General features: G+C 30.8%; 15 protein-coding genes. 12 read left to right on the top strand and 3 right to left on the bottom strand.

Annotated elements, in window-relative coordinates:
• Positions 1 to 72 precede the first annotated feature (72 nt).
• Together AC3Y25_RS03365 and AC3Y25_RS03360 are read left to right on the top strand one after the other, a co-directional pair.
• Positions 73 to 2196, top strand: a complete 2124-nt coding sequence (locus AC3Y25_RS03365) for a Tex family protein (RefSeq protein ID WP_489901730.1) — start codon at positions 73 to 75, stop codon at positions 2194 to 2196.
• A 240-nt stretch (positions 2197 to 2436) separates the two neighbouring features.
• On the top strand, positions 2437 to 3063 hold the full coding sequence (locus tag AC3Y25_RS03360) for a hypothetical protein (protein WP_250834641.1): 627 nt from the start codon (positions 2437 to 2439) through the stop codon (positions 3061 to 3063).
• A gap of 77 nt (positions 3064 to 3140) precedes the next feature.
• Here AC3Y25_RS03360 and AC3Y25_RS03355 read toward each other — a convergent pair whose 3' ends face one another.
• The 3 genes from AC3Y25_RS03355 to AC3Y25_RS03345 all read right to left on the bottom strand — a co-directional run bounded on the left by AC3Y25_RS03355 (position 3141) and on the right by AC3Y25_RS03345 (position 7432).
• Positions 3141 to 5636 carry a T9SS type A sorting domain-containing protein gene (locus AC3Y25_RS03355; protein ID WP_489901729.1) on the bottom strand — a complete coding sequence of 832 codons (2496 nt, stop codon included), beginning with the start codon at positions 5634 to 5636 and terminating at the stop codon, positions 3141 to 3143.
• A 114-nt stretch (positions 5637 to 5750) separates the two neighbouring features.
• Entirely contained in the window at positions 5751 to 7154 is a 1404-nt protein-coding gene (locus tag AC3Y25_RS03350; RefSeq protein ID WP_489901728.1) for a glycosyl hydrolase family 8, read from the bottom strand.
• Between the two features lie 98 nt (positions 7155 to 7252).
• A complete protein-coding gene (locus AC3Y25_RS03345) occupies positions 7253 to 7432 on the bottom strand; it encodes a Sec-independent protein translocase subunit TatA/TatB (RefSeq protein ID WP_008465789.1) in 180 nt (59 codons plus the stop codon).
• Between the two features lie 213 nt (positions 7433 to 7645).
• Here AC3Y25_RS03345 and AC3Y25_RS03340 point away from each other — a divergent pair, with 213 nt between their 5' ends.
• The 10 genes from AC3Y25_RS03340 (at position 7646) to AC3Y25_RS03295 (ending at position 17592) form a co-directional block, all read left to right on the top strand.
• Positions 7646 to 8152, top strand: coding sequence for a peptidase (locus tag AC3Y25_RS03340; protein ID WP_427875693.1), 507 nt, complete (start codon positions 7646 to 7648; stop codon positions 8150 to 8152).
• An 11-nt stretch (positions 8153 to 8163) separates the two neighbouring features.
• Positions 8164 to 9648, top strand: a complete 1485-nt coding sequence (locus tag AC3Y25_RS03335; RefSeq protein ID WP_489901727.1) for a GH3 auxin-responsive promoter family protein — start codon at positions 8164 to 8166, stop codon at positions 9646 to 9648.
• A 14-nt stretch (positions 9649 to 9662) separates the two neighbouring features.
• Positions 9663 to 10004, top strand: coding sequence for a hypothetical protein (locus AC3Y25_RS03330; RefSeq protein ID WP_489901726.1), 342 nt, complete (start codon positions 9663 to 9665; stop codon positions 10002 to 10004).
• Positions 10004 to 10393 (top strand): hypothetical protein, encoded by a 390-nt coding sequence (locus tag AC3Y25_RS03325; RefSeq protein WP_489901725.1) that lies wholly within the window; start codon positions 10004 to 10006, stop codon positions 10391 to 10393. Before AC3Y25_RS03330 ends, AC3Y25_RS03325 begins: the two co-directional genes overlap by 1 nt.
• A gap of 118 nt (positions 10394 to 10511) precedes the next feature.
• Complete coding sequence (locus AC3Y25_RS03320; protein ID WP_427875695.1) at positions 10512 to 12188, top strand: DUF6909 family protein; 1677 nt, start codon at positions 10512 to 10514, stop codon at positions 12186 to 12188.
• Positions 12189 to 12200: 12 nt separating this feature from the next.
• Positions 12201 to 13193, top strand: coding sequence for a hypothetical protein (locus AC3Y25_RS03315; protein ID WP_489901724.1), 993 nt, complete (start codon positions 12201 to 12203; stop codon positions 13191 to 13193).
• Between the two features lie 65 nt (positions 13194 to 13258).
• Positions 13259 to 13807, top strand: a complete 549-nt coding sequence (locus AC3Y25_RS03310) for a hypothetical protein (RefSeq protein WP_095930579.1) — start codon at positions 13259 to 13261, stop codon at positions 13805 to 13807.
• 149 nt (positions 13808 to 13956) lie between these two features.
• The gene (locus AC3Y25_RS03305) at positions 13957 to 15228 is read left to right on the top strand and encodes an oligosaccharide flippase family protein (protein ID WP_427875698.1); all 1272 of its coding nucleotides are present in this window, start codon (positions 13957 to 13959) and stop codon (positions 15226 to 15228) included.
• Positions 15228 to 16490, top strand: a complete 1263-nt coding sequence (locus tag AC3Y25_RS03300) for a hypothetical protein (RefSeq protein ID WP_489901723.1) — start codon at positions 15228 to 15230, stop codon at positions 16488 to 16490. Before AC3Y25_RS03305 ends, AC3Y25_RS03300 begins: the two co-directional genes overlap by 1 nt.
• Entirely contained in the window at positions 16480 to 17592 is a 1113-nt protein-coding gene (locus AC3Y25_RS03295) for a glycosyltransferase family 4 protein (protein ID WP_489901722.1), read from the top strand. Before AC3Y25_RS03300 ends, AC3Y25_RS03295 begins: the two co-directional genes overlap by 11 nt.
• Positions 17593 to 17605 lie beyond the last annotated feature (13 nt).

Here is a 17605-nt window from a genome sequence, read left to right as displayed (position 1 = left end):
TTACTATTTTGCAGAAATGTTTTAACAAGTAAATTACACTATTTTAAGTAAGAAAATCATTTCATTAAAAGTATGACTAATATTCAATTCATTGCCAAGTCTGTGCAGGCGCCAGCAGTTAGTATTCAAAACACAGTAAAATTATTAGAAGAAGACTGTACGATTCCGTTTATTTCGCGTTACCGAAAAGATGCTACCGGAAATCTTGATGAAACTGTAATTGAGCAGATTGCAAAACTTCAAAAAGATTATGACACACTTATAAAACGTAAAGAAGCCGTTTTAAAATCTATTGAAGAACAAAAAGCACTTACACCAGATTTGAAGAAAAAAATTGAAGACAGTTTTGATTTGCAAGAAATCGAAGATTTTTACCTTCCATACAAAAAGAAGAAAAAAACAAAAGCCGATGTTGCGCGCGAATTCGGTTTGGAACCTTTGGCGAAATTGATTATATCTGAAAGTGATGCTGATATTGATTTTATTTCAACACAGTACATTAATGAAAATGTTATTAACGAAGAGGCCGCTATTCAAGGTGCAAGAGATATTGTAGCCGAATGGATCAACGAGAACATCTACGTTCGTAAACAGCTTCGTAGATTATTTCAGCGAAAAGCTACGATTACTACAAAAGTGGTTAAAAAGAAAGCGGAAGAAGAAGGAGCACAGAAATTCAACCAATATTTTGATTGGGAAGAACCTTTGACAAAAGCTCCAGCTCACCGATTATTAGCAATGCTTCGTGCAGAAAATGAAGGTTTTATCAAAATGAAAATTGATGTAGATATTGACGATGCGTACGATGTTATTGACGAAATCATCATTAAAAAACAAAATAATTCAACAGCTCATTTGCAATTAGCAATTGAGGATAGTTATAAACGTTTATTGAATCCGGCAATTGGAAATGAAACCCTGCAAGAAGCAAAAGCAAAAGCCGATGCCAACTCAATTCAGGTTTTTGCCAACAATTTAGGACAGTTATTATTGGCTCCACCGTTGGGAGAAAAACGTATTCTGGCAATCGATCCTGGATTTAGAAGCGGTTGTAAAGTCGTTTGTCTGGATGAAAAAGGAGATTTATTGTACAATGAAACCATTTATCCGCATGCGCCTCAAAATGAGGAATCGATGGCAATAAAAAAAATCCGTTCGATGGTTAATGCGTATCAAATTGATGCGATTTCTATTGGAAATGGAACGGCTTCGAGAGAAACTGAATTTTTCATCAAAAAAATCGCGTTCGACAAACCAGTTCAGGTATTTATAGTTTCTGAGGCTGGAGCTTCAGTATATTCGGCTTCCAAAATTGCGAGAGAAGAATTTCCTAATTATGATGTAACGGTACGTGGATCAGTTTCCATCGGAAGAAGGCTTTCAGATCCGTTGGCCGAATTGGTAAAAATCGACCCGAAAGCGATTGGAGTAGGACAGTATCAGCACGATGTTGACCAAACTAAATTAAAAGAAGAATTAGATAATACGGTTATTCGTTGTGTAAACTCGGTTGGAATTAACATCAACACGGCAAGTAAACACTTATTAAGTTATGTGAGTGGAATCGGGGAGAAGCTGGCTGAAAACATTGTACAATATCGTTCTGAAAACGGACCTTTTGAAGATAGAAAACAGTTGAAAAAAGTGCCACGTTTGGGAGATAAAGCCTATCAGCAAGGAGCAGCGTTTATTAGAATTACAAATGCTAAAAATCCGCTGGATAATTCGGCGGTGCATCCAGAAGCTTATCCGGTTGTTGAAAAGATGGCGAAGGATTTGAATATTTCCTTGAATGAATTAATTGCAAATAAAGAGAAAACAGCGCTTATTAAGCCTGAAAAGTATGTAACACCAGAAATAGGTTTACTTACACTGAAAGATATCATAAAAGAGCTTGAAAAGCCGGGATTGGATCCAAGAAAGTCGGCTAAGGTTTTTGAATTTGATGCCAACGTAAAATCGATCAAAGATGTGAAAACAGGGATGATTCTTCCAGGAATTGTTAATAACATCACCAACTTCGGATGTTTTGTTGATATCGGAATCAAAGAAAGCGGATTGGTTCATATTTCGCAGTTAAAAGCGGGGTTTGTAAGCGATGTAAATGAAGTGGTGAAACTGCATCAGCATGTCGATGTAAAAGTTACTGAGGTTGATGAAGATAGAAAACGTATTCAGCTGACGATGATTTTATAAAATTCTATTTTTTAATTAGGAAACAAAATAATACGCTCAAACTTTTTGAAGTTTGGGCGTTTTTAGTTTAAATCAGTTTCAGTTTAAATTTTGTAAGTCATTTTTATATGTTTTAAAATCTTTGATAATGAGTAAACTAAGCTTGATTTAAGATTGAATATTAGTGGTTAGGCTTATTTTTTAAAATAATTCTTACCTATACTACTATATTTGCCCGAAATTAAAACCCCAAAAATACTTATGAAAAAAAACTTTTTAATTCTAATAGCTTTATTATGTTCTACTGTAGGACAAGCAAAATTTCTTAAAGCAGTTTTGTATTTAGCAGATGGAACTCAAAAAACAGGTCTAGCAAAACTAGTTGATGATGATGATTCTAAAGTAACTTTTAAAGCGAATGAAGATTCAGATACTGAAAAAATACCAAGCAAAGAGCTTACTAAAATAGTATACACTGGTGAATCAGGCGGTATATTTACAATGGAATATCTTTATTTAACCAGTGCCAATATTTTTTCAGGAAAATTTTCTAATTCAAAAAAGAAACATTGGTTTGAAATTGTGTATGTCAAAGAATTTAAAATAGGTAAAATTTTTGATAAGGGAGATGCCAGAAGAAATACTTTCAGGTCACCTAGTTCGTCTTATTTTTTTGGAAAAAAAGAAACAGACCATTTGGTTTTTGGCTATAACACAATGGGAAATGTAGTAAAATCATACGGAACAGATGCGACCATGAAAAAAATGGCCAAGCAGGAATTTGCAGATTGTACCAAAATAAGCAAAGCAATTGAAAAGGAAACATTTGAGCTAGACAAAGTATTAAACCAGATTACATCTATTTTTGATAAAAATAAGTGTAAATAAAAAATAGTATTACCTTTTAAAAAAAACGCCCAAATTACAATTCGTAATTTGGGCATTTTTATTTAGAAATCAATCGATTATATTTTTATGAACTTTTGCGAAGCTTCTCCGTTTTCGGCTTTAATTTTAATTAAATACAAACCTGATGTAAAAGAACTTACGTCTATTGAAGTATTTACATTTTCTTTTGTGTAAATCAATCTTCCTAACAAATCATAAATTTTTACGGAGTAATTAGATTCGTTTAATGAATTGATATTTAATGTATTTTTTACTGGATTTGGCCATACAGAAAAAAATTTGTTTTCTTTAATGAAATCTTCGTTTGATAAAACAACCTCAGTTCCTTTTAAACGAATTAAATTTGAAGAAAGCTGGTCTTTATAAGATAAAAACCATCCTCCCAGTAATATTTTTCCATCTGAGTATAATGCTATAGTCTCGATAGGAGCGTTAAATCCCGTCCCTATATCAAAGGAATTATCTTTACTTCCATCAGTATTTAAAAGAATTAAGCGATTTTGAACACTTTCTTTATAAGATTGAAATTCTCCTCCAACAATTATCTTTTTATCTTTTTGTAAAACTATTGATTTAACACCCAAGCTGTAACTTGATCTGGGTAAATGTCCAAAACCAATTCCCAAATCAAATGATTCATCTTTACTTCCATCTTTATTTAATCGGATCAAATTTACTTGAGGAATCTCTTTAAAATTGTCAAAATCACCGCCAACTAAAATTTTTCCATCATCTTGTAAAGTTATACATCTAACGCTGGCATCAAATCCTGTTCCTATATTAAACGAATTATCTTTACTTCCATCAGTATTTAAACGAATTAAACGATTTTGAGTAGTTCCTTGAAAAGAAGTAAATTGACCTCCTACAAGTATTTTTCCATCTGACTGTTCAACAATACTATAGGCTACATTGTTAAAATCTGTCCCTGTTAAGAAAGATTGATCTTGAGTTCCATCTTGATTTAATCGATATAATTTGTTTTTTGGGAGGTTAGGAAAATTATCTTGATATGTATGAACTAATATTTTTCCATCAGCTTGTAAAGCTATTGCGCTAACTTCATAATCAAATCTCTTAGCAAAAGAAGTGTCTAATGATCCATTAGGATTTAAACGTATGAGATACTGTTTAGAGGTATTATAGTTATTGTTATCATAGTACGTGAATGAACCCATTACTAATATTTTCCCATCTGGTTGTAAGATTATAGAAGTAATTGAATTATTGAATTTATATTGCAAATTAAAAGAATTATCAATACTTCCATCAGAATTTAAACGAATCAAATTTCTTTGTAGAATTCCTTTATAATTATTGAAATAACCACCAACCAAAATTTTACCATCTTTTTGCAAAGCAGAACATAATATTATACCGTCAAAACCAGTTTCTTTATTGAATGTCATATCTTTGGTTGCATCAGCATTTAAACAAACCATATAATATTGAATATTATAGTACTGAATATTGTTTCGCCAACCTCTAAATTTACCTCCAACCAATATTTTTCCATCATTTAAAATAGCTACAGAATAAATATCATGGTTGAATCTAGTTCCAATAAAATTTTGATCTTTCGTTCCATCTGGGTTTAAATATTGCAAAACTGCTGATTTATCGGAGTTACCACTACCCCCGTAGCCAACAACTATTTTGCCATTTGACTGTAGCGCCAAAGAAGTTACACCTGTAGAATCGTTTACATCTCTATAATTATCAACAACAAAAGAGGAATCTTTACTTCCATTTGTATTTAGGCGAATCAAACGATTTTGAGAACTTCCTTGATAAGTGCCAAAACGACCTCCTACTATTATTCTTCCATCTGGTTGAATAATAATAGTATTAACGAAACCAGTGAATCCAGTTCCAATATCAAATGTACTATCTTTACTTCCATCCGAATTTAGACGAATTAAATAATTTTGATTAATTCCTTTAAATTTATTAAACGATCCTCCTGCAACTATTTTTCCATCTTGTTGTAGAGCTATAGATGAAATTTTGTTATCAAAACCAGTTCCTAAATTAAAAGAGGCATCATTACTTCCATCCGAATTTAAACGTGCTATTAAATAATCACCAGCTGCTAGTATTTTACCATCTGGTTGTATGCTTATAGAACTTACCCTATTTTTTACAATAAAATTAGATCCTACGTCAAAAGTGTTATCTTTACTGCCATCAACATTTAAACGAATTAATCGTTTTTCTGCGAGATAATTTGTACCTCCCACAAGTATCTTTCCATCAGATTGTAATGCAATAGACAATATTTCATAATATTCACCCTCTCTAATATAATTAAAAGAATAATCAATACTTCCATCAGGATTTAAACGAACTATTTGTTTGATGTTGGAGTTTCCGTTATAGCTAGAAAATTTTCCAGCCATAATTATTTTTCCATCAGATTGAATTAGTATACATTTTACTTCGTCATCAAATCCAGGAATTGTTCCGAAATTGTGTTCAATTTCAGCTGGATTTTGAGCGGATAAAGAAATAAACCTTAAAAAGAAAAGTAAAAAAAGTAGAGTTTTTTTCATATAAAAAAATTTTAATCAAATATATAGAAATTTTCTCTCAAGAATATTTAACGAAATTTATAAATAAAAAAACTCCCAAATTGCAATCGTAATTTGGGAGTTTTTGATTTAGAGTTATTTCAAAATCACTTTTTTGGTAATGCTTTTAAAATCTGCATTTGATATTTTTACAAAATAAACACCTCTTGATTGGTTAGCTAAATTTATTTCTGTCAATTCTGAAGTTGTTTTTTGCTGATGAATGATACTTCCAGAAGAAGAAATTATCGAGATAGTAGATTGCCCAGGCGCGTTAATTGTGATTCGATCAGCACTCGGATTGGGGTAAAGCGTAACTGTAGATTTTTCAAGATCGAAAGTATCATTAGATAATGTGGCGTTTAGTGGTAAATAGAAATTACCTGTTAGTAATAGGGAATATAATGTTTTAAGGGTATGATTGAAATAACTATTTGGCTCGTTGAGGTTTTTAAGATCATTATAAGAAGCATTTAAATGCGCCTGATCTTCACCAGCCATGGCCGCGCAGGCAAAAGCGCCCACAAACGTAGCATTATGCCATTGTCCGATTACGTTTCCATTTTGATTGTAACCGTCTTTGATGTTTGCAGAACCTCCTAGATTAACGCGAACAAAGTCGGATGATTTTTTAGAATAGGTTTTGGCATCTGGAGTTCCATACCAAAGATAATCAACGGCAATTCTCCAAGGAGTTCTAGCGGCATCATAAGTATAGGTTTTTCCTTCTCGATTATAACGATTAATTACAGCAACATAAGAATATGCCCCAGAAGCTTCGCACCAATCAGATACTAAACCGCCAACGGCGTTATTTTGCGTCAAATTATTGTTGATAACCGTATAAGCTTTAGCAGCAACCTGATTCCAAAAAACTACATCGTTTGTAAAAACACCAAAAGCTCGGTAATAAGCAGGAGAGAAGTAGGATATGTTGGTAATTTGGCTTCCGCCGAATTGATCTCCAGGTTTTAAAACAAAAGTATTGGCTTCAATTTCATAATTTTTAATTGCTGCAATAAGCGCTTTTGCATCACTTTTGTAATTGATGCTTCCAGAACTTGCCCATTGATAATCGGCAACAATTAAAGCAAATGCTGCATCTAGTTCGGCATCTGTAGCTCCGTTTGCACCTGCTGTTCCTGAGCATCCGTTTATTTTCCAATTCATAACGCCATTTCCATTCACATGGTCTTTGTAGTAAAGCCAGAAACCGTCAAAGAGTATTTTATCGGCCATATAAGCAGAAAGGAGCATTCCGTATGCAATACCTTCAGAAACGGTTTCACCTGGATTGTCAAATTTTACCCTGTACCGGCCATTGTTACAGGTTTCGACAAAATTGATTTTCCAAGTGTCGTAACTTTCTTGTGCATCCTGACTGTTTTTGGATACTGCCATAATTCCGTTTCCGTACACCTTATTGGCGGGAAAGGGTTGAGTTTGCGACCAACTTTCTGCTGTGAGCAGAAAAGCCATCACTAAAATTAAGTTTTTCATATGTAAAAATTTGGGACTCTAAAAGTAAGAATTTTTAGATATAAAAAAAATCCCAAACTACATTTGTAATTTGGGATTTAATAATTTTTTCGAATTTATTATTTCGTTTCTTCTTCTTGTTTTTTAGAAGCAGCAGGTTGATCGTCTTTAGCAGCGTTTTTAAATTCCTTAATTCCACTTCCTAAACCTTTCATTAATTCTGGAATTTTTTTACCTCCAAAAAGTAATATCACAATACCTACGATAACAAGGATTTCTGTAAGACCTAATCTTCCCATGACTAATATATTTAATGCCGAAGCAAATTGTTTATCTTAATTATTCCGCAAAGGTATATAGAAATATACGAAATAGAAGTATTTTTAGTTTAAAATATTTCGATTAGACCGCGTTAAATATTTTATAAAATCGTAAATTATAGCTCTTCATGAAATTTTTAGAACAAATATCATGACGATTAATTACTATATTTGCTAGCATAAAGAAGCAGAATGACTAAGAATAAGAAAAAGAATTTTAGGAAAAAACTATTCATTAAAAACCGATTAGTAATTTTAAATGAAGACACTTTTGAAGAGATCTTTTCTTTTAAGCTTACTTTAATGAATGTGTTTGTAACGTTTACTTTAGGCGGAATATTTCTAATTTTGGTTACAACTTTCATTATTGCATTTACCCCACTTCGTGAATTTATTCCTGGATATTCTTCGACAGAATTAAAACGAAATGCTACGAAACTGGCTATTAAATCAGATTCTTTAGAAACGGCTTTAAAACAAAATGAGGCTTATATAAAAGGGATTCAGAAAGTTTTAAAAGGGGAATTAGATTATTCAAAATTTAATAAAGATTCTATCTTAGCAGAATCTGTTGAAGATGCTTCAGATTTAAATATGAAAGCATCTGATGCAGAAATAAAACTAAGAGAAGACGTAGCCGAAACAGAAAAAGAGCTAAAGACAAAATCTCAAGACAAAAAGAAAAGTGACAAAAAATAATACCACTGAAAATGTTAATTAAGTCAATTGCGGCAAAAATTTTTGCTCGAAAAATATATAAACAAACGCTTAAATGGACTGAAAAACCAGTTGAAACCCAACAAAGGGTTTTTAAAAGTTTGATAGAGAATGCAAAAAGTACTGCATTTGGAAAAGATCATCATTTTGATCAGATAAAAAACTTTGAGGATTTTCAGAAACGCGTTCCTGTAAGAGATTATGAAGATTTAAAACCCTATGTTGAAAAGGTTGTAAAAGGCGAATCGGATATTTTATGGAAAGGAAAACCATTGTATTTTGCTAAAACTTCGGGAACAACTTCGGGAGCAAAATTTATTCCGCTAACCAAAGAATCGATGCCTTATCATATAGAAGCGGCTCGAAATGCGATTCTGCATTATATTCATGAAACTGGAAATGCTGATTTTATTGACGGAAAAATGATTTTTTTGCAGGGAAGCCCAATTCTAACCGAAAAATACGGAATCAAATTTGGAAGACTTTCTGGAATTGTAGCACACTTTGTTCCTAAATATTTACAGAAAAACAGAATGCCATCTTGGGAAACCAATTGTATTGAAGATTGGGAAACCAAAGTAAATGCAATTGCCGATGAAACAATCAAAGAAAATATGTCGGTGATTTCTGGAATTCCGTCTTGGGTGCAGATGTATTTTGAACGTTTACAGCAAAAAAGCGGGGGAAAAAAGATTGGCGAGATCTTCAAAAACTTTAATCTGTTTATTTACGGAGGCGTAAATTACGAACCTTATCGTGCCAAATTTGAAAACATGATTGGCCGAAAAGTTGATAGTATCGAATTGTTTCCTGCTTCTGAAGGATTTTTTGCCTATCAAGATTCTCAGAAAGAAAAAGGAATGTTGCTGCTTTTGAATTCTGGTATTTTTTACGAGTTTATAAAAGCAGACGAATTCTTTAACGAAAATCCGAAAGTATATACAATTGGTGAAGTTGAGGTAGGAGTAAACTACGTTTTGATTATTTCGACCAATGCAGGACTTTGGCGTTATAATATTGGAGATACTATTCAATTTACCTCTTTGGCTCCGCATCGTGTTATAGTTTCTGGACGTATTAAACATTATATTTCGGCTTTTGGTGAACACGTAATTGCCAATGAGGTCGAAAATGCGATGAAAGAAGCCGTAAATTCTACTAATATTGTGATTAACGAATTTACCGTTGCACCACAAATAACGCCTGCAAGCGGATTACCTTATCATGAATGGCTAATAGAATTTGAAAAAGAGCCCGAAGACATGGAAATTTTTGCAGAAACGATTGACAATTCAATGCGTAAGCAAAACATTTATTACGATGATTTAATTACCGGAAACGTTTTACGAAAAGTAGTGATCACAAAAGTTTCTAAAAATGGATTTCAAGATTACATGAAATCGCAAGGAAAACTGGGCGGGCAAAATAAACTTCCTAGATTATCAAATAATAGAGATATTGCTGATAATTTGAAGTAATATAAAAATTTATAATGAAATATGAATATAAATTTAGACCAGGGTATAAATCTAAAAATTTATTAATTGAGATTTTTAGAGGTGCAGAATATGAAACCTTTTTGGTTGAATTATTAGATGCAATTGCAGTAATTAATCCAAAAGTTAATAATAAAATTAATGATCTTTGGATGAATGATGAAATTTTAATGGAAGTCAATTCAGACATTGGTTCATTTTCCATTTCAAAAGATATTTGGGATTTTGCTTTTATAATGGCAGATGACAATCAGGAATGTATCATTAAAATAGATTTACTTTTAGATACAAATGAACACTTTCAAAAAGTAGAGGTTGATTTTGAAAAATATAAATAATGGATGTTCATATACCTTACGAACAAATTAAAAATCGAGAATGTGATTTTATAGTTACCTATAGATTTTTTACACCAGATGAAGGAGGTCGAAAAACAGGAAATCCAATACAAGGGTATCGTTCTGATTTTATGTATTCTGAAGATGAAAAAGCAAAAAAATTATGGATGATTTGGCCTGAATTTTTAGATAATGACGATAATATTATTTTAGATAAATCATTACGAGTTTCGACTTCTGGAAAAGCAAAAATGTGGATTATAAACGAAGCAAATCAAGTTTTACATAAAGAACAAATTAAAATTGGTTTAAAAGGTTTTTTTATGGAAGGACCGCATAAAGTAGCAGAATGTGAAGTTGTCCAAATTGTAAATCTCAGTTTAAAATAAACGTTATAATTAAATCACATTTTTAGATTTAAATTGGAATAATATTAATATTTCCTACTTTCGTTTATCGAAATACTTGAATTATCTTCTCAAGAAGATCATTCTAAAATAAAAAAGCATGAAAGAAACTAAACATATATCAAGATCTAGAGCGCAGGAATCTTCTGCGGCGATAGAAAAAATGTACATTACAATGCGCCATTTATTCAACCGTGGTTTTTACAAACCAATGGGAGTTTCGGGCGATAGTTTAAGAGAATCATTATTAGCATTACGTCCTGAGATTTACGGGAATATTGCCGAAGAAAAAGTAGAACTTAACGGACTTCTGTACGTTATTGAGCGTCTTCCGATAGGAATTGAGCAATGCCGTTTTATCAATTTGACTTCAGACGAAGGATACTCTAAATCACATTTCCAGGCAATTGTTCCTCCAAAAAGAAGAAGAAACTGCTATAGAATCGATGAAGAGCAAATGAATGTTGAAATCACGCGCGGACGTTCAGATATTTACGATATTCTAACCCACTTGACTTTCATTTTCATTGAATCTCATAAAATTAAAAATAGAGTTTTAATAGACGATGGAGGAGAGGTTTCTCGCGATTGGCAGAAACTGGAACAAGCTGTTATGCAGACCAAAAAGCTTACTTTGGTAGAAAAAGAAAAAGCGATTTCTCATGTTGCGAATATTTTGGCGAGAACTTTTGAGGAGGTTTTAGACATTTACGACGCATTTGGTTCAGAAACTGCGCCAGATCGCTTCTTGCACGTTATTTATTGGTTAGGAAAATTAGCAATCGAAGAAATTGTTGAAAATAATAAACGTACAATTACTTTTAGCCCCGTTTTACGTGAGCGTCTGGGACACCATATTCACGGAGAAATTTGGGCAACAAATATCAAAGAAGTTCTTAAAGCAAATGATTTGCTAAAAAGACCAATTCACGTCATTAGCGCTAACATGCACAGTGTAATGAATTCGATTTTTGCAACGCCATTGTTAAAAACAAAATACAAAGGAAAAACAGATTTCTTTATTTATGAAGAATTAAGCGGTTCTGGTTCAAAAGAAATTAGATCTCAAGTAGAAGATTTGGCTTTAAAAAACGGAATGATTTCATTGCCAGATTGCTCAGGAACCAATATCGATGTTCAAATTTTTGATACCGCTAAAATTGACTGGTCAAAAACAGCCTTTTCTCACGCTAATGTTGGGGAAGATAAACCAGTAATTATCGTAATGGATTATGCTTTTGGCGAACAAGCTTACGAGACTATCGACGAACTTTTAAAACCATATAAAAAAGAAACTTTACTAAATGTAAAATCGGTTTCTATCATGGGTAAAGCTGGAATTTTGGAAGGTGGAAAAGGAGACATCATGATTCCATCTGCACATATTAACGAAGGAACGGCTGATAATTATTTCTTTGAAAATGAACTTACTGGAGCAATGTTCGAAGGAAATGATATTGATATTTATGAAGGAGCGATGGTTACCGTTTTAGGAACATCATTGCAAAATAGAGATTTATTGAAATTTTTCCACGAATCGACTTGGGGCGTAATTGGTCTAGAAATGGAAGGTTCTTACTACCAAAAAGCAATTCAGTCGGCATCAAAAATTAGAAAAAGTGTACCGCACGATATTAAAGTTCGTTATGCGTATTATGCTTCAGATAATCCTTTAGAAACAGGAAGCACGTTGGCTTCAGGCGGATTAGGAACAACAGGTGTAAAACCAACTTATTTGATTACCATTAAAATTTTAGAACAGATTTTCAATTTATAATAGCGCTTTTAAATGAGTACAAAAGTACCGCAAAATGCAGAAGATCAAGAGATTGATTTAGTTCTGATTTCAAAGAAGGTTAATAGTTTTTTTGCTAGAATTAATACTTCTATTTTTAAAGGAATTCAGTTTTTTATAAAAAATTGGGTAATTGTTTTGGTTTTAGTTTTGCTAGGATTCGGTATAGGACTATTTCTAGACATTACTCAAAGAAAATATACGCATGAAATTATTGTAGCTCCAAATTTTGAGAGTACTGATTATTTATATTCAAAAATTAATTTAATTGACTCTAAAATTAATGAAGGCGATACGCTATTTTTAAAAAATACTGTTGGAATTCAATATCCTAAAAACCTTAAATCTATTGAAATAAAGCCTATAACCGATATCTATAAATTAATTGAAAATAAACCCGAGAATTTTGAATTAATAAAATTGATGTCAGATAATGGCGATGTCAAAAAAATTATAGAGGATAATCTAACCAGTAAAAATTACCGATATCACAGAATTTCAATTATGACAGATGGATTACTTGATGATAAAAAAGGGACAGAACCATTTTTGAGTTTTTTAAATCAAACAGAGTTTTATAAAAAAATTCAGGAGGTGCAATTAGCTAATGTTAAAGCGAAAATGGAGCAAAATGATGTGACAATTTCTCAGATTGAAGGCATATTGAATGAATTTTCTAGCAAAGCAAATAACTCTCAAAAAAGTGACAAACTAGTTTATTATAATGAGAATAGCCAGCTTAACGATGTTATTAAAACAAAAGGGGATTTAGTTAGAGAACAAGGAAATCATAGAATTGAATTAATAGGCTACGATAAAATTATAAAAGATATTAGTACAACATTAAACATTGAAAAAGAAGGTATCCTTTACGGAAAAAAGAAACTGTTTTTTCCTTTCTTATTTGTTTTTATTTATATTTTGCTACAATTTTTTAAGGCTTTTTATAGAAAGCAGAAGTTATTAATTGTAGATAAAATAGCATAGAAGAAATATTAATACAGATAAAGCATTTTTAAACTTTAAAAACTAAATTAGCCCAAAAATTTAAAATGAGAACAAAACTATTTTTTGCAAGTTTGATTTTATTCGTCACATTTACTTCATGTAAGAAAGAAGTTAGTAAAGAAGAGGTTAAACCCGCTGAAGTTGAAACAAAAAATAATAATTTTCAAGTGACTTTAACAGCAACAGTAAAAACGGACGATAATTTTCAGTTGTATTATAGCCAGGATGCTTATGAGGCTCCTTATAAAGAAGAAAATTCAGTTTGGACAGCTGTAAAAGGTAATGATAATCCGCAAGACATTGTTTTTAATCTTCCAGAAGATGCAATTCCGAATTATATCCGAATTGATTTTGGAACAAATGAAGACCAAAAAGAAATCATTATCAAAAATTTTAAAATGAAGTATTACAGTAAAAGTTTTGAAGCTAAAGATTCATTATTTTTTAACTATTTCATTCCAAATGATTGTATAAAAATTGTAGATAAGAAAAATGCTGTTATACAAAACTTCAAAACTAAGGAAGGAAAATATGATCCGTTGTTTTATTCAGAAAAAGCACTTTATGATCAAATACAATTAATCGTAAAATAACGATATTTTATAAATATTTAGGAGCCACATTTTGTGGCTCTTTTTATCTGGTTTCGATACAAAATATTTTTTAACTTTTTTATAATGAATTTCGTAGCTTTTAAAATTAACCAAAAGCTTTATTCTAATTTCTAAACAAATCCTATATCTTGTTTAAATTAAATTACCAAAATATATTGCAAAATAGCCGAATCAGGAATTTTGTTATTTACGGAATTGGTCAGATTGTTAATCTGGTGAGTCCGCTTTTGGTAATGCCATATTTGGTAACTATTTGTGGAAAAGAAGGATTAGGTAAGATTGGAGTAGGATTTTCGTTTGCTTTAGTATTAAATGTTTTGGTCGATTACGGTTCTTATATTAACGGAACTAAAGAAATATCAATTAACAGAAATAATGCTGAAATTATAAGAAAGAAAATAGTTTCAATTTATGTAATGAAGTTATTTTTGATTGTAATTTTATTATTTATAGCTCTTTTCCTGGTTTATTTTATACCCTTTTTTAAAAAAGAACAGGCTGTATTCTTTTTCAGTTTTTTATATGTGGCTGGTCAATTAATAAATCCCACTTGGATTTTTCAGGGTCTAGAAAATTATAAATGGATTTCTTTCATCAATATTATTTCTAAAGCAATATATGTAGTTGGGATCTTTATTTTTATTAATAAAAAGGAAGACTACATTTTTGCCAATGCTTATTTAGGATTGGGATTAATTATTTCGAGTTTGATAGGATTAATTAGTCTGATCGAAAAATATAATTTACGATTCTACCGCAATGTTACTAAAGACGCTGTGATGTTGTTAAAAGAAGAGTTTTCTCTGACTTTTTCTCAATTGTTTCTTTCATTTTATCAGTATCTGCCAATAATGATTATTAGTTATGTCGGAGGAAATAACATGGCCGGACAATATAGAATTATAGAGCAGATTGTTATGACTTTCAGGACTTATTTGCAAATGTTTTTCAATTTCGTATATGCTGATGTTTGTCTGCAGATACATACTAGTTTAAAAAACGGAATTTCTAATTGGTTGAAGTATAATGGTCTAAATTATTTGTTTATCCTATTATTAGTAGTTGTTGCATTTGTATTGACAGATCAGATTTTAATGTATTTCAATATTTCTTCAAATGAATTAGATTCTATGGCATTCTTTTTCAGACTAGGTCTGATTATTCCTCTGTTTATGGCAATTTCCTTTGCTTTAAAACAATTGCTTTTTGCATTAGACAAGAATAAAATGTACATAAATATTACGATTAGCTCTTCTATTTTTAGTTTGTTCGTAATTTACTTGTTCGTAAAAAACATTGGACTCCAAGGTGCTTTTTTGGCTACAATTGTTATAGAAATAATGGTAATACTTTTATATTGTACTGTTTTAAAACCAATAATTAGATTGAACAAGGAATAATGAATATCAAGATTTATAAAAGTTTTCCGTATCAAATTTTATTTTTGCTATGCATTGTAGTTTCCTTGTTTGCTAATTACGAACTTACTTTTGCAGTTTGGTCTTTAACTTTATTGGTAACCGTTAAAAGAAAATACTCTTTTACCATAATTCAATACAATGCCATTTTTCTCCTAATTCTTTTAATTGCAATTGTTTCTACTTTTTTCAATAATACAACACCATTTTTATTCATAAGAGATTTTACTTATCTCGTTAAACCGATTTTAGGATTATTTATAGGTTATCAACTATGCAGATTTAGTAGTAAACTAGGATTAAAAGTCATGGTTTATACAGGATTAGCGATTGCTATTATGCACTTGGTAATGATACTTTTTGCTGTAATTGAATTTAGAACTTTAAGTGTAAATCTTTTAAGAGAACATGGAGGATATTTTAGTGATTATGAAATCTATATACTAATTATTCTTATTTTTTATAAAAACCTGAAATTAGAAATTTCAAAGAATCAAAGATTACTTTTAATAGTCATAATTGGTTTATCAAGCTTTTTATATCTCGCTCGTACAAATTTGATTCAATTTATAATTCTATATGTTGGTTTAAAAGGATATTTAACTTTTAATAAAAGATCTTTAAAAGTAATTTTATTGGTTCTAGTGGCTGTAATTGTAGGTTATACAGCCATTGTTTATATTAATCCAAAAAGAGAAGGAAAAGGAATTCAAGCTTTTTTGTATAAAATAAAAATTGCTCCTCAGGAAGCTTTTAAAACAAAAATAGACAAGGATGACTGGAAAGATTTTAATGACAATTATAGATCATTTGAAAATATAATTACTGTAAAACAAGTTTCAGCTAACGGAAATAGGGCTATAATTTTTGGCGAAGGCTTAGGATCGACTCTGAATTTGGGTAGAAAAATTTGGACAAACGACCACGAATATGTTCAGTATATTCCAATTGTACACAATGGATACATGACTGTGTTTTTAAAATCGGGATTATTGGGTGTTTCATTGCTACTGATTTTTTTGATTTTTTTATTCAGACAAAAAAAATCTGATGTAGAGAACGTGCAGACAATAAATTATTTATTAATAGGCTCTAGTGTTTTTCTGATAGTTTCAAATTGGGTATTTTTAGGATTGTATTTAAAATTAGACAACAAATCGATAATAATTGGATTCTTGATTGCTCTTAGAGAATTAATGATTAGAGAGCATAATAGCCAAAAAAGAATAAAAGATGAATATTAAAAACACAACCAGTATTTTTGTTGACTGTCATGTTTTTGATAGTGGTTTTCAAGGAACTAGAACATATATACAAGGTTTATATTCTGAGTTGATTATAAAAAAAGATCTTCATTTCTTTTTAGTGTCTTCTAATCCAGATAATTTAGCATCTATTTTTGGCAATCATTCAAATGTTACCTATTTGAAATATAAATACGAAAACAAATATTTGAGATTGCTTATTGATATACCGAAAATTATAAAAAAACATAAAATAGATTTTGCTCATTTTCAATATACAGTTTCACCGTTTAAAAGGTGTAAATACATTGTTACAACACACGATATATTGTTTATTGATTTTCCAGAATATTTCTCTTTTTTTAGCAAAACCATCAATACGTTTTTATATAAACAAAGTGCCAAATGGTCAGAAATTAGATTAACAGTTTCAGAATTTTCTAAACAAAAAATCCATCAGCATTTTGGTTTTTCAAATTATGAAATAACGCCAAACGCAATTGACAATGTGTTTTTTGAAGATTATGATAAAGTGTTAATTAAGAATGAAGTAGCCCAAAAATTTTCACTAAAAAAATATATTATTTATGTAAGCCGATGGGAGCCAAGAAAAAATCACGAAATGGTTTTAAAGGCTTTTTTAGACTTGGAGTTGTATAAAGAATACGAGCTTCTTTTTTTAGGAAATGATACGTTATTTAATCCTCAATACAATGAAATTTTTAGCCAAGTAGATTCTGAAATAAAAAAGAAGATAATTACTTTAAAAAACATCGATTTTAAGACCATGTTATTACTACTAAGAGGGGCAGATGTATCTGTTTACCCTTCTATGGCTGAAGGTTTTGGAATTCCTCCATTAGAATCAGTAGCGGCAAAAATTCCGACAATTTGCTCAGATAAAACGGCTATGTCAGATTTTAGCTTTTTTGAAGACTATTATTTCGACCCTCATAATCAGATTGATTTTAATGATAAACTTCAAAAAATCTTAAAAGAAAACTTAGGCGCAGATTTTAAAATAATGGCGCAAAAGATTAAAGAAAAGTATAGCTGGAAAAAATCAGCAGAAATAGTATACCGTCTTATAAAACAGAATTAGTAATTAGATAATT

The organism is Flavobacterium sp. LK-23 (genome assembly GCF_058135255.1).
Note: the sequence above shows the minus strand (reverse complement) of the source record. Positions and strands in the feature narration are given on the sequence as shown.

Bases quoted from the DNA above. Each gene is read 5' to 3' on its own strand.
- AC3Y25_RS03295 (WP_489901722.1), top strand. From the start codon at position 16,480: ATGAATATTAAAAACACAACCAGTATTTTTGTTGACTGTCATGTTTTT.
- AC3Y25_RS03350 (WP_489901728.1), bottom strand. From the start codon at position 7,154: ATGAAAAACTTAATTTTAGTGATGGCTTTTCTGCTCACAGCAGAAAGT.
- AC3Y25_RS03365 (WP_489901730.1), top strand. From the start codon at position 73: ATGACTAATATTCAATTCATTGCCAAGTCTGTGCAGGCGCCAGCAGTT.
- AC3Y25_RS03310 (WP_095930579.1), top strand. From the start codon at position 13,259: ATGAGAACAAAACTATTTTTTGCAAGTTTGATTTTATTCGTCACATTT.
- AC3Y25_RS03320 (WP_427875695.1), top strand. From the start codon at position 10,512: ATGAAAGAAACTAAACATATATCAAGATCTAGAGCGCAGGAATCTTCT.
- AC3Y25_RS03335 (WP_489901727.1), top strand. From the start codon at position 8,164: ATGTTAATTAAGTCAATTGCGGCAAAAATTTTTGCTCGAAAAATATAT.
- AC3Y25_RS03330 (WP_489901726.1), top strand. From the start codon at position 9,663: ATGAAATATGAATATAAATTTAGACCAGGGTATAAATCTAAAAATTTA.
- AC3Y25_RS03325 (WP_489901725.1), top strand. From the start codon at position 10,004: ATGGATGTTCATATACCTTACGAACAAATTAAAAATCGAGAATGTGAT.
- AC3Y25_RS03355 (WP_489901729.1), bottom strand. From the start codon at position 5,636: ATGAAAAAAACTCTACTTTTTTTACTTTTCTTTTTAAGGTTTATTTCT.
- AC3Y25_RS03360 (WP_250834641.1), top strand. From the start codon at position 2,437: ATGAAAAAAAACTTTTTAATTCTAATAGCTTTATTATGTTCTACTGTA.
- AC3Y25_RS03345 (WP_008465789.1), bottom strand. From the start codon at position 7,432: ATGGGAAGATTAGGTCTTACAGAAATCCTTGTTATCGTAGGTATTGTG.
- AC3Y25_RS03315 (WP_489901724.1), top strand. From the start codon at position 12,201: ATGAGTACAAAAGTACCGCAAAATGCAGAAGATCAAGAGATTGATTTA.
- AC3Y25_RS03340 (WP_427875693.1), top strand. From the start codon at position 7,646: ATGACTAAGAATAAGAAAAAGAATTTTAGGAAAAAACTATTCATTAAA.
- AC3Y25_RS03300 (WP_489901723.1), top strand. From the start codon at position 15,228: ATGAATATCAAGATTTATAAAAGTTTTCCGTATCAAATTTTATTTTTG.